The sequence below is a fragment of the Myxococcus sp. AM011 genome (assembly GCF_013372595.1).
GTDB lineage: Bacteria > Myxococcota > Myxococcia > Myxococcales > Myxococcaceae > Myxococcus > Myxococcus eversor.
Genome location: NZ_JABXEM010000014.1, coordinates 19,042 through 31,539, shown reverse-complemented (window position 1 = coordinate 31,539; position 12,498 = coordinate 19,042). Strand labels below are relative to the sequence as shown.

The 12,498-nt window shown below is 69.7% G+C and carries 10 protein-coding genes; 8 read left to right on the top strand and 2 right to left on the bottom strand.

Translation table 11 applies throughout. The annotated features are described in order from the left end of the window. Positions 1-30 precede the first annotated feature (30 nt). On the top strand, positions 31-456 hold the full coding sequence (locus HUW62_RS04905) for a type II toxin-antitoxin system RatA family toxin (RefSeq protein WP_176433709.1): 426 nt from the start codon (positions 31-33) through the stop codon (positions 454-456). Positions 457-841: 385 nt separating this feature from the next. Continuing rightward, the gene (locus HUW62_RS04900) at positions 842-1,018 is read left to right on the top strand and encodes a hypothetical protein (protein WP_176433708.1); all 177 of its coding nucleotides are present in this window, start codon (positions 842-844) and stop codon (positions 1,016-1,018) included. A 126-nt stretch (positions 1,019-1,144) separates the two neighbouring features. Here HUW62_RS04900 and HUW62_RS04895 read toward each other — a convergent pair whose 3' ends face one another. Further along, complete coding sequence (locus HUW62_RS04895; protein ID WP_176433731.1) at positions 1,145-2,218, bottom strand: ADP-ribosylglycohydrolase family protein; 1,074 nt, start codon at positions 2,216-2,218, stop codon at positions 1,145-1,147. A gap of 79 nt (positions 2,219-2,297) precedes the next feature. On the opposite strand from HUW62_RS04895, the gene surE reads away from it, so the two are divergent. From surE to HUW62_RS04875, 4 genes are all read left to right on the top strand, one after another. Continuing rightward, positions 2,298-3,080, top strand: coding sequence for a 5'/3'-nucleotidase SurE (gene surE / locus HUW62_RS04890; RefSeq protein ID WP_163865158.1), 783 nt, complete (start codon positions 2,298-2,300; stop codon positions 3,078-3,080). Between the two features lie 2 nt (positions 3,081-3,082). Next, a complete protein-coding gene (locus tag HUW62_RS04885; protein WP_163865088.1) occupies positions 3,083-4,045 on the top strand; it encodes a peptidoglycan DD-metalloendopeptidase family protein in 963 nt (320 codons plus the stop codon). 145 nt (positions 4,046-4,190) lie between these two features. After that, on the top strand, positions 4,191-5,276 hold the full coding sequence (locus tag HUW62_RS04880; protein WP_176433707.1) for a hypothetical protein: 1,086 nt from the start codon (positions 4,191-4,193) through the stop codon (positions 5,274-5,276). A gap of 16 nt (positions 5,277-5,292) precedes the next feature. Next, positions 5,293-6,429 carry a lipopolysaccharide assembly protein LapB gene (locus HUW62_RS04875; protein ID WP_163865090.1) on the top strand — a complete coding sequence of 379 codons (1,137 nt, stop codon included), beginning with the start codon at positions 5,293-5,295 and terminating at the stop codon, positions 6,427-6,429. A gap of 34 nt (positions 6,430-6,463) precedes the next feature. Here HUW62_RS04875 and lexA read toward each other — a convergent pair whose 3' ends face one another. Further along, positions 6,464-7,129, bottom strand: a complete 666-nt coding sequence (lexA, locus tag HUW62_RS04870; RefSeq protein WP_141648756.1) for a transcriptional repressor LexA — start codon at positions 7,127-7,129, stop codon at positions 6,464-6,466. 198 nt (positions 7,130-7,327) lie between these two features. Here lexA and HUW62_RS04865 point away from each other — a divergent pair, with 198 nt between their 5' ends. Beyond that, positions 7,328-10,654: a response regulator gene (locus tag HUW62_RS04865; RefSeq protein ID WP_176433706.1), complete on the top strand. Its 3,327-nt coding sequence runs from the start codon at positions 7,328-7,330 to the stop codon at positions 10,652-10,654. After that, complete coding sequence (locus HUW62_RS04860) at positions 10,651-12,498, top strand: sensor histidine kinase (RefSeq protein WP_176433705.1); 1,848 nt, start codon at positions 10,651-10,653, stop codon at positions 12,496-12,498. Before HUW62_RS04865 ends, HUW62_RS04860 begins: the two co-directional genes overlap by 4 nt.

The following is a 12,498-nucleotide window of genomic DNA, read 5'->3' as shown; positions in this document are numbered from 1 at the left end:
GTCCCCTCGACGCTTTCGGAGACCGACACCATGCCTGGCGCCACGCGGACCATCGTCATCAACGCCCCCATCGAGAAGGTGTTCGACGTCATCACCCAGTACGAGCGCTACCCGGAGTTCCTCTCCGAGGTGAAGGAGATCCGCACCGAGAACCGGAAGGGCAACACCGTCGACGTCCACTACAAGGTCGACGTCATGAAGACGGTCAACTACTCCATCCGCGTGGTGGAGGAGCGCCCCCGCCGCATGGCCTGGTCCTTCATCAAGGGCGAGGTCATGAAGGACAACAAGGGCAGCTGGCTCCTGGAGCCCGAGGGCGAGGGCAAGACGCGAGCGACCTACAACGTGGAGATGGCCCTGGGCCTGCTCGTGCCCAAGGCCGTCGTCAACGCCCTGGTCGACACGTCGCTGCCGAAGATGCTGGAGGCGTTCAAGCGCCGCGCCGAGGCGCCTTGAAAGTGGCGGCCAGGGGTCCGTCTGGACTCCAGGTCCCTCGCTGACCCCACCCGCCTGGGAGTAGACAGGCGGGCAGGCCCTCCCGCCGGGCGGCTTGCCGCCCCGAGTGCCGGAGGTGTGTCGGGACGCGGTCCGCTTGCGGGCCGTCGCGAGGGCATTAGAATCAACAGCATCCCGACCGGAAGTTTCGGGTCTCCATGACATCTACGCCACGGTTCCCCTGGCTCGGCTGTCGGATGGTGGACGAGCAACCGTGCGAGATGGCGGCAACGTACCCAGTGCGGAACCGGGGTTCTTAATTTGCATCTGAGAGTGGTGGCAGTGATTTCTGGGCGGGACGGCGGGCGTACATCGGGGTACGTAGGCTGAGGGGAGACGGAAACCCATGCTCGACGCCTTCATCATCGAAGAAATCAAGCGCAGGGAGCGCCGCCGGGAGGAGCACGACAGGCCCGTGGTGGAGCTGCCGCTGCCCATGCCCGACGACCGCCCGCGTCGCAGGACTGAAACCGAGGAAGAGAAGCCCCAGCGGGGCGTGGTGGTCATCGACCTGCTGGCCTGAGTGACACACGCGGCCCCCAGGCCGCATTGACGTGGCAACGAGCCCGCGGCGGGCGTCCCCCTGAGGACCGTCCCCCGCGGGCTTCGTGTATCTGGCAGCCCTCCGCCACCCCGCACGGGCGACGCTTCAGTCGGCCACGAGGCTGAGCAGGTGCCGGGGGTGGTAGACGTCCCAGAGGGGGCCCTTCACCGTGCCCAGCGCCTCCAGCACCTGCTTGCGCCACTCCTCGGGCAGGGCCTCCTCGCCGTGGAAGGCGCCCACCAGCGCGCCCGTCACCGCGCCGTGGACCTCCGTGTCGCCGCCCCGGTGGACCACGTCGATGAGGGCCGCCTGGGCGGTGGGGGCGTGGAGCAGCTCCCAGAAGGCCAGCCGGAAGGCGACGTGGATGGCGTGCTGGGCGCGGTGCACGTGCAGGTCCGGGCCGTAGAGCCAGGGGTCGTCGTCGCGCGCGCGCGCCAGGTCCTCGCGCAGCAGGCCGGAGGCGAAGGCCACCTCCTGGACGTAGTCGGGGGCGGAGCGCCCCAACGCCGCGCCGGCCAGCAGGATGCCGGACTCCGCGGCCGTGACGAGGTCCTCGGGCTTCAACCCCTCGCCCGTCGTCACGGCCTTGGCGAGCGCGGCGGTGAGGGCGGCGCACGCGAGCTGGCAGCGCGGGTCGTAGTGGGTGAGCGCGGAGTCCTCCAGCGCGGCCTGGGTGCGAGCCTTCGCGTCACCCGCCAGGTACACGCCCAGCGGCGCGCAGCGCGCCAGGCTGCCCGCGCCCACGGCCTTGCGGTGGCTTCGCAGCCACACGCGCTTGCCCGCGCCCAGGGGGGGCAAGCCGGAGGACTGGCAGTCCTCCAGCACTTCCTTCATGGCCTCGCTGACGTCGAAGGCGTGGGGTTGCCAGGCCCGGTAGCGGCGCAGCGCGTCCGCGGCGTCATAGCGCTTGAAGTCGCGCAGGCTGTGCCCCAGGCAACAGGCGAGGTGGACCTCTTCCGTCACCTGTCCCTTGCGCAACTGCTGGGGGCCTCCGCCCGTCATCTTGTCGTACGGCCCGTCCGCCAGTGTGGGGAAGGAGGAGGCCTGCAGGTTGCGGTGCGCGGTGGGCACCGCGAGGGCGTTGCCCACGGCGAGGCCGAGCAGGGCGCCTCGGCGGCGCTGGGCGATGAGCGGGTCGGGCCCCTGGGGGGCATTGCGGCGACGGGGCGGCGGCGGCATTCGGCGGGTGGACACTGTAACAGCGCCGCTGGTGAGCGTGCTTGCCGATGCCCGGGGGCTCCTCTACAACCGCGCGGCTATGCGGAAACCGCGCATCCTCGTGTCCAACGACGACGGCTATTTCTCCGAAGGACTTCAGGCACTGGTGGAGGCGGTGAGTCCCCTGGGGGAGGTCTGGGTGGTGGCGCCGGACCGCGAGCAGAGCGCCGCGTCCCATGCCATCTCCCTGCACCGGCCCCTGCGAATCAAGGAGGTCCGGGAGCGGTGGTTCGCCGTCGACGGGACGCCCACCGACTGCGCTTATCTGGCCATCGTCCATCTCCTGAAGGATGATCGCCCCACGCTCATGGTGTCCGGCATCAACCACGGTTCGAATCTGGCCGACGACGTCACCTACTCGGGGACGGTGGCGGCGGCGATGGAGGGGGCCCTGCTCGGGATTCCCGCCATCGCCTTCAGCCTCGTGGCCAGGGGCTCATTCGATTTCGGTCCGGCCGCGCGGTTCGCCCGCTCGCTGGTGACGACGGCGCTGTCGCGTCCCTTGCCCAAGCGGATGCTGCTCAACGTGAACATCCCTGGCGGCGTGGAGCCGGAGGGCTACAGCGTCACGCGCCTGGGCCGGCACTCGTACGGCTACAGCGTGGTGGAGAAGGAAGACCCTCGCGGCCGGAAGTACTACTGGATTGGCGGCAGCGAGTATCAGCACGAGGACATTCCAGGCAGTGACTGCAACGCCGTGCACCTGTCCAAGCGGGTCTCGGTGACGCCTCTGCATCTGGACCTGACGGACCATGGTCAGCTCGAGGGACTGGAAGGCTGGAGCCTCCAGGACTTCGTCCGACACGAGCCGGATGGTGCCTAGCGTTGAGGCCGGGCACCTCCATCCGAGCGGGTAGGGCGCTCCTGGTCCTCCTCGTGCCCGTGCTCGTCGCGGGCTGCGCGGGCACCCGGGCCGCGGCTCCCGGGACGGAGCTGACGCTGGTGGACTCGGAGTCCCAGGCCTCGTCCGAGGTGCCGGGCGCGGCGCCGGCCCGTGCCTCCCGTCCTTCCGAAGACTCGACGCCTCCGCCTCGCAACGGAGCGTTGCCGTTCGCCCTGCGGTCCGCGCACCCGGAGCCGGAACTGGTGTCCGTGCGGCACCGCGTCGCCCCGGGCGAGACGATGTACCGCATCGCCAAGACGTATGGCCTCACGGTGGACGAGCTGACCACCGCCAACGGCATCAAGGACGTGCGCGCGCTGGCGGTGGGTCAGGAGCTGACGATTCCCGGCGTGGAGCGCAGCGTGCCGGTGGAGTCGTCCGACACGCTGGCCGCCGAAGCGGACCCGGAGCCCGTGCGCACGTCCACGGGAACGGCGCCCCGGCAGGTGGTGGCGCGTCGCGAGGAGCCTCCCCGCAGGCCCGCGTCGCGTCCGGGTTCACCCCGGCCCCGACTGGCCACGCAGGGGATGATCGACTGGCCCCTCCGGGGCGTCCTGTACGGGCGCTTCGGGAAGAAGGGACGCGAGCCGCACGACGGCATCGACCTGGCCGCGCCCTCGGGGACGCCGGTGAAGACGGCCCAGGAAGGCACCGTGCTCTACGCGGGCGAGCAGAAGGGCTACGGCAACATCGTCATCGTCGAGCACGCCAACCGGCTCATCACGCTCTACGCGCACAACCGCGACCTGCGCGTGCGCACCGGGCAGAAGGTGCGCCGGGAGCAGGTCATCGCCACCGTGGGCGAATCCGGCAAGACGTCCGGTCCGCACCTGCACTTCGAGCTGCGCGTGGATGGCAAGCCGGTGGATCCGCTCGACTACCTGGGGCCGATGCCGTCCACCTGAGCGCGGGCCCCAGGTTCGGGGACGGGGGCTCGCTCCCTCCCTCGCTGGTGGCCGCGGTCCTGGACGGTGGACCCGAATGAATTCAGGCGTCAGGACCCGCAGGGGCCCTCCGGGCTGGGGCCAGGGGAGGGTAGAGTGCCGCGCCGTGCCGCACACCTTCGCACCCCTCGTCGTCCTCCTCGTCCTGCTCTCCCCGTCCGCGTGGGCCCAGGTGTTCTCCCCGTCGAGCGAGCCCGACCCCCAGCCGGTGCCCGCCACGAGCGCTCCCTCGAAGGAGGAGGCGCCCCTCAGCGTCGCGGTGCTCGCGTTCGAAGCCAACCCCTCCGCCCGGGACTCCGCGACGGGCGTCACCTCGCTCATCACCGGGCGGCTGGCCGAGGCTCCGCGCCTGTGGGTCGTCTCGCAGCGTGACATCGACGCCTCGCTCAACGAGGCCCAGCGTCAGCAGCTCGTCGAGCTCAAGTCCTCGTGTGAGCGAGGCCTCTGCCTCAAGGACCTCGCCAAGCTCACCGGTGCGCGCTTCGTCATCATCGGCCGCGTGGACCGCTTCGGGGAGTCGTACCTGCTCACGGCCAATCTCCTCGACACCGAGCGCGAGGAGAGCCTGTCCAAGCCGCGCGCGGAGTCGCCGGAGGCGGACACCCTGTTCCCCACCGTCTACGCCATCGCCGACGCGCTCGTCGCCGAGCTGGTGGCTCCCGGCGTGAGCCAGGGCGCGCGGCCGCTCATCGGCGGGGCTCCGATGGTCGGTGGCGGTGGCCTCTCGCTGGGCCTGCGCATCAACAACAACTTCGTCGACAAGCTGGCCAACTTCAATCCAGGCGCCGACCTGGAGGTGGGCTACTGGTTCCACCCGGAGTGGCTCGGCTTCGTCCAGGTGGGCTTCTCCTACCTGCGCTCCGACACCGAGGGCGCCGAGGGTGGCCTCAACGTCCTGCCCAGCGTCGTCGGCGCGCGCCACTACCACAACGTGGAGAAGTCGCTGCGCCCGTACTGGGGCTTCGGCCTGGGCGTGCAGCTGTCCTTCGGCGACTTCGGCATCTTCCAGTCCACCGGGCCGCTGCCCACCGTCGTCGGCTTCCTCGGGCTGGAGTACCTCATCGCCGGACACGTCGGTGTCCAGCTCGAGGCAGGTACGAACGTGGCCCAGGCCGTGCTCGGACTCGCGGAGTCCAAGCTCGGAGATGGCCTCAATCTGGACCTCAACCTGGGCATCGCGTACCACTTCTAGGATTCGGAGCCCCCCCATGTTCTCGCGCCTGCGTTCCCTGTCCCTGATTGCCCTGCTCGCCACCTCCGCCTGTGACGACAGTCCCACGGTGACGCCCAAGGACCACGCGGAGGGCCTCTACATCAAGGGCACCGCCGAGTACCTCCAGGGCCAGTTCGAGGCCTCGCTCGCGTCCTTCGAGGAGATGCGCAAGCTGGCGCCCAATGACCCGCGGCTGCCCGCCGCGCGCGGCGAGGTCTTCCTCTCCATGGGCAAGATCGCGGAGGCCGCCACCGAGTTCGAGGCCGCCCTCAAGCTGGAGCCCAAGCGCTCCACCAACTGGAGCCGCCTGGGCTTCGTCCAGGCCCAGCTCGGCCGTCCCGACGAGGCCCTCAGCTCCCTGCGCAAGGCCGTGGCCCTGTACCCCAACGACTTCAACGCGCTGGAGCAGCTGGCCGAAATCCACCTCAAGAAGGGCGAGAACGACGAGGCCATCCGCCACTTCATCCTGGCCGCCAACGCCTCCTCGGGCGTGGTGAAGTCCGAGCTCATCCTCCGCACCACGGAGGTGCTCACCAAGGTGGGCCGTCAGCCGGAGATTCTCGCGCTGGTGCAGAAGGCCGCCGACGAAGGCCTCCGCACGCCCGGGGTGCTCACCGCGCTGGGCGACGCCCTGGTGCGCGCCGGCAAGCTGCCGGAGGCCGCCACCGCCTACAAGGAGGCCGCGAGCAAGTCCCCCAGGGACCCCACGCTGTGGGAGCTCGTCGGCACCATCCACCTGCAGCTGGACAAGCCGGGTGACGCCATCGACGCGTACAAGGAATCCCTGCGCGTGAAGGACCGCGCCATCGTCCACGTGGCGCTGGCCCGAATCCAGCTCGCCATGAAGAGCAAGGACGGCGCGGAGCAGGAGCTGGCCGCGGCGCTCGAGTCCGTGCAGGGCAACGACGTGCGCGAGCTGCGGGAGCTGGCGGACCTGCTCGTCACCATGGAGCGCAAGTCGGACGCGCTGCGCATCCTCGGCAACCTCAGCACCGAGCACGACATGGTGAAGGACGTGGACCTCCAGCTCACCACGGCGCGACTCGCCAAGGAGCTGAAGGACCCGGTGCTGGTGCAGGCCGCCTGCGCTCGCGCGTTGGCGGCGGACCCTCGCGTGAAGAAGTGCCCCTGAGCGTGAGCCCAGGAGCCCTGGGGCCGCGACGACGCTATGCGCGCCCGCCCTGCATCTTCCGGTACACGCCCACGACCAGGCCCAGAATCATCGTGGAGCGGAACTCCGTGCGGCTCACGTAGATGGGCTGCATGGTGGCGTTCGCCGGCTGGAAGCGGATGCGCTCGCCTTCCGGGTAGTAGCGCTTCACCGTGGCCTCGTCCTCGATGAGCGCCACGACGATGTCACCCGGATTGGCCGCCGGCGTCTTCTTCACGAAGAGGTAGTCGCCGTCGTGGATGCCGTCGTCGATCATCGACTGGCCCTTCACCCGCAGGGCGAAGACCTCCCGGCCATTCACGCCGCCCAGGAGGAAGCTGTCGATCTTGACCGAGTCCTCCATGTGCTCCTGCGCGAGCAGGGGCGCGCCGGCCGCCACCTTGCCCAGCAGGGGCACCTCCACCATGCCCGCGTCGCGCTTGGCGCCCAGGCCGAGGAGCAGCCGGGCCCGCTTGGTGGGAACGAGGGAGCGGCTCTGCTGCTCACCCCGGTTCAGGTAGCCCTTGCGCTCCAGGGCCTTCAGGTGGTCATTCACCCCGTTGGTGGAGCGGATGTCCATGTGCTCGCCAATCTCCCGGATGGTGGGCGGGAATCCGCGAGTCTCCGACTCCTTCACGATGAAGCTGAGAATCTCGCGCTGGCGGTCCGTCAGCTCTTCCATGCGCTCCCTCGCTCGGCCGGCCTGATTCCCTTGGAGCAGGTCTCCAGGCAACAGGCTTTCAGTGTCCACTTTCCCTGAACATACGTGTAGAGTCAATCCGTTCAGTATCCCCGTGCGCACCCTCAGTGTGTGTCGAACTTTTCGGCATTCTCAGTTCTTGAGGGGAGTCGATGATCTCGACGTACAATTCCGCCTGCTTTGTCCGAGCTCCGCCACACGCTGCTCTTCGTCGACGATGAGGCCGACGTCCTGGACATCCTTTCGCGGATGTTCCAGCGCCGGTATCGCGTCCTCACGGCCTTGAGCGGTCAGGCCGCGTTGGAAGTCCTACGTCGCGAGTCGGTGGACGTGCTCGTCACGGACCAGCGGATGCCGGAGATGACGGGCATCGAGCTGGCGGCGACAGCGCGCGCGGAGGGGTTCGACGTCACCACGCTGTTGTTGACGGGCTTCACCGACCCCGATGACCTGATCGCGGCCATCAACAAGGGGCAGGTGTACCGGTACATCACCAAGCCCTGGGACGTGAACGACCTGCTCATCACCGTGAAGAACGCGGTGGAGTACACGCAGCTGCGGCGGGACAAGGAGCGGCTCATCCGCCAGCTCCACCAGCGCGTGGAAGCGTTGTTCGTGCTCTACGAAGTGAGCCGGGCCAGCGCGAATGATCCGGCCAGCTACGACAACATCATCGACCGCGTGCTCATCGCCGTGGCGCGCGTGCTGCCGTACGACTGTGGCGCGGCGCTCATCGCCCCGGACGAGTCGCGCAGCGCGACGCTGCGGCTGCGCTGTCACGGCACCGTGGGCGAGCAGGCGCTGTTGGGCGTGAAGGAGTCGATGCTCGGCGCGTACCGCAAGAGCAGCGGCCTGTTGTTGCCGGAGGACCGGGTCATCACCCGCGTGGCGGGGACGACGACCCAGGACGCGGCGGCGCCTGCCGTGTACCCCAGCCAGCTCACGGTGAACCTGGTCGCGGGTGGACGTCCGGTGGGCATGCTGTCGCTGTTCAGCCAGCGCGCGGACGCCTTCACCGAGGACGATGGCGTGCTGTTGGACGTGCTCGCCAACCAGACCGCGGACGCCATCCAGTCCCTGCGCTCGGCGGAGGAAGAGGCCCGCCACCGCATGGAGCGGATGGTGGAGTCCATGGCCGACGGCGTGGTGCTCACCGACGAGAAGAACGACATCGTCGTGATGAACCCGGCGGCGCGGCGGCTCTTGCGCGTGGGGGATGACCCGACGGAGCACACCAGCCGGATGATGGAGGAGCGGCTGGGCTTCCAGCCCTTCCACCTGGTGCGCGGCTGGGAGTACAGCGGCACGCAGGTGCTGCGCGAGGAGGTGAAGCTCTTCGACCGCCACGTGCAGACGACGACGACGCCGGTGAGCGATGCGCGCGGCACGCTGCGTGGCGTGTGCGTGGTGCTGCGCGACATCACCGACCAGAAGCGGCTGGAGGAGCGCAAGGACGAGTTCGTCTCCATGGTGAGCCACGAGCTGCGCACGCCGCTCACGTCCATCTCCGGCGCGCTGGACCTGGTGCTCAACTTCATGGCCGGCGACATCAACGAGCGCCAGCGCCGCTACCTGTCGCTGGCCCGGGATTCGACCGAGAAGCTCAACACCATCGTCGACGACCTGTTGGACTTGTCGAAGTTCGCCAAGGGCCGCCTGCGGATGAACTTCGAGGTCGCCTACCTGGACGAGCTCGTCCAGCGGGTGGTGGAGAAGTACGGCCCGGCCTTCGGTGAGAAGCGCGTGCAGGTGACGCCGGGGCTGCCGCGCCATCCGCTGCGCGTCATCGCCGACCCGAACCGGCTCAATCAGGTCCTCAACAACCTGCTCAACAACGCGGTGAAGTTCACCCCGGAGGGCGGCGAGGTGCGCGTGGAGCTGCACGCCACGTCCAGCCTGCCCGGTTACGTGGTGCTCTCCTGCTGGAACAGCGGCGACCCCATCGCCGAGGACAGCCTGGAGCGCATCTTCGACCGCTTCGAGCAGGCGCGCACCAAGGCCAACCGCACCGTGCGCGGCACGGGCCTGGGCCTGGCCATCTGCCGCAACATCGTCGAGGCCCACGGTGGACGCATCTGGTGCGAGCCGTGCGCGGACGGCGTGCGCTTCATGGCGGTGCTTCCCACCGAGCCGCCGCCGGAGCTGCGCCAGTCCGACGAGGCGGGTGAAGTGCCGGGGCCCCGCCGCCGCGAGAGCCGGGGCCGCGTGCTGGTCATCGAGGGCGAGCCGGAGGTCGGCTACATCGCCAAGGCGCTGATGACCGCGCGCGGCTACGACGTGCGGCTGGCGTTCAACGCGGAAGAAGGCATGTCGAGCGCGCGGCAGTACCACCCGGACATGGTGCTGGTGTCCGTGCGGCTGCCGGACGTGGACGGGCTGCGGCTGGCGGAGATCCTCCGGCATGACCCGGAGACGCGGCGCGCGCCACTGCTGCTCTCGTCCGCCTTCGACGAGCGTCAGCGCGCCTTCCGCGCCGGGGCGGATGCCTTCCTGGTGCGCCCGCTGATGCCGGACAAGCTGCTGGCCACGGTGGACTCGCTGGTGCGCGGTCGCGCGGGCACGGCCCATGGCCGCGTGCTGGTGGTGGACGACGACGTGAAGATCGCCACCATCTGTCGCGAGGTGCTGGAGAACATCGGCTTCGACGTGGTGGTGGCGGGCTCGCTGGAAGAGGGGCGCCGCTCCCTGCGCGAGCGCCGGCCGGACGTCATCCTGCTGGACGTGACGCTGCCGGACGGCGACGGCTTCCTCTTCCTGGAGGAGATAAAGGCCGAGCGCGCCAGTGGCCACATCTCCGTCATCTTCATCTCCGCCCGCGCGGAGACGTCCTCGAAGGTGCGCGCCCTCAAGCTGGGCGGCGACGACTACCTCACCAAGCCCTTCGATGCGCTGGAGCTGGGCGCCCGGGTGGAGAGCGTGCTGCGCCGCAAGGAGCAGGAGCTGTCGGCTTCTCCGACGACGCAGCTTCCGGGCTCCACCGCGATTGAGCGCGAGGTGCAGCGGCGGCTCGTGGCGCGGCGGCCGTTCGCGTTCTGCTACCTGGACCTGGACAACCTCAAGGCCTACAACGACTACTACGGCTTCGCGAAGGCCGACGGTGTCGTGAGGCAGACGGGCGACCTGATGCGCGAAATCTTCGCGCAGGAAGGCGTGCCCGGAGACTTCCTGGGCCACGTGGCCGGAGACGACTTCGTCTTCATCGCCGCGCCGGAGTCGGTGGACCGCGTCTGTCAGACGGCCATCGAGACTTTCGACCGCATCATCCCGCTCTACTACGACAGGCAAGACAGGGAGCGGGGCCACATCGAGGCGGAGGACCGCTATGGTGAGCGGCGGCGCTTCCCCATCATGAGCGTGTCCATCGTCGCGGTGATGACGGACGGCACCCAGGACCACGCGGAGCTGGCTCGCCGCGCGGCCGACATGAAGAAGCGCGCCAAGGCCATCCTGGGCTCCGTCTATCTGCGCAGTGACCGGGAGCAGGTGGTACGCTCCGTCGCCGGGTGAGGCTCTACCAGCAGCTGGTCCTGTTCATGCTCGCCGCGACGGTGCTGCCGCTGGCCGCGGTCGGCTTCCTGTTGCTCTCACGCGCCGAGGCGGAGCTGGTCGCTCGCATCGACGCGGAGCAACGCACCCAGGCGTCCGCCGCCGCCGAGGCCGTGGGCGCCAGGTTGATGGAGGTGGTGGAGGCGCTCGCGCGCTCCGCCGAGCTCTTCGACTGGCAGTCCGCCACGGAGGCGGAGACGGTGGGTGGACTGCGGCTGCTCTACGGCCAGTCCCCGGCGGTGAGCGCGGTGCTGAAGCTCGACGCCCAGGGCCGTCCGCTGGGCGCCCCCGTGTTCCGGCAGGAAGATGTGGAGGGCCACCCCCGCTTCAAGGAGGGTGGGCAGACGCGGATGGCCCACTCGGTGCCCGTGCAGCAGCTCCGGGGCGGAGGAAAGGGCCAGGCGGCGCTCGGCGGCGCCTACGTCCATGAGGAGAGCGGACACGCGGCGGTGTCCGTGGCGGTGAAGCTGGCCGAAGGGGAGGACGCGCCCTTCGCGCTGGCGGAGATTGTCCTCGAGCCGCTGGAGGCCGCGCTGCTCCGCCGTCCCCAGGGCTCGCTGGGCCGGGTGGACCTGGTGGACGACGACCGGCGAATCCTCGCGAGCACGGAGCCCACGCGACGGATGACGACGCTGGCCCCCGAGCTGGCCGCCCATCTGCTGACGCCGACGGCCCCGGAGCCGGACCTGGTCAGGAGCTTCCGCCTGGAGGACCCGCCCCGGCGCGTGAGCGTGGCCCGCGTGTCCCGGGGCCTGCGCTTCGACGTGGTGGTGGAGGTGGACGAGGCCACGGCCCTGGCGCCGGTGCACGCCATGCGGCGCACGGTGCTGGCGTCGATTGGCGGAGCCTTCTTCGTCCTGCTGGGGCTGGGCGCGCTCTTCACGCGACGGCTCAACCGGAGGCTGGGCGAAGTCGTTCAAGGCGCGGAGGCCTACGGGCGCGGAGAGCTGAGCCGGCGCGTCAAGGTGGAGGGACAGGACGAGCTGAGCGAGCTGGCCACCACCTTCAACCGCATGGGCGAGGAGCTGGAGTCGGCCCGCGCGAGGATGCTGCGCTGGAATGACGAGCTGCGCATGCGCGTGGACGAGGCCACGAACGAGCTGCGCGGCGCCCAGGCCCAGTTGCTCGAGGCGCAGAAGCTGGCGGCCGTGGGACAGCTCGGCGCGGGCGTGGCGCACGAAATCAACAACCCGCTGGCCGGCATCCTCGGCAACGTGCAGTTGCTCATGTTGGACAGGGGCTCGGCGGACCCCGACTTGGAGACGCTGCGCAAAATCGAGCACAGCGCCAAGCGCTGCAAGGAAATCACCCAGAACCTCCTGCGCTTCTCCCAGCAGCGCGAGCGCCCCGACATGCGCCCGGTGGACCTCAACGCCGTGGTTCGCGACGCGCTCAGCCTCACCGAGCACCAGATTCTCAGTGACGGCGTGACACTTGCCACCCAGTTGTCGCCGGGCCTGAGCCGCGTTCGCGCCGACCCTGGGCACCTGTCCCAGGTCGTCCTCGCGCTCCTGTCCAACGCGCGCACGGCGATGATGAAGTCGCCCACGCGGCGGCTCACCCTGCGCACGGGGCAGCGCGACGGCCGCGCGTTCCTGGAGGTGGAGGACACCGGCAAGGGCATCTCCCCCGACATCCGCCCGCGCATCTTCGAGCCCTTCTTCACCACCAAGGACGTGTGGTCCAACGTGGGGTTGGGGTTGAGCGTGGCCTGGCGCGTCGTGACGGAGGCGGGCGGGACGCTCTCTGTCCGCTCGGAGGTGGGGCAGGGGGCCTGCTTCACAGTCGAGCTGCCGCGGGCCTGA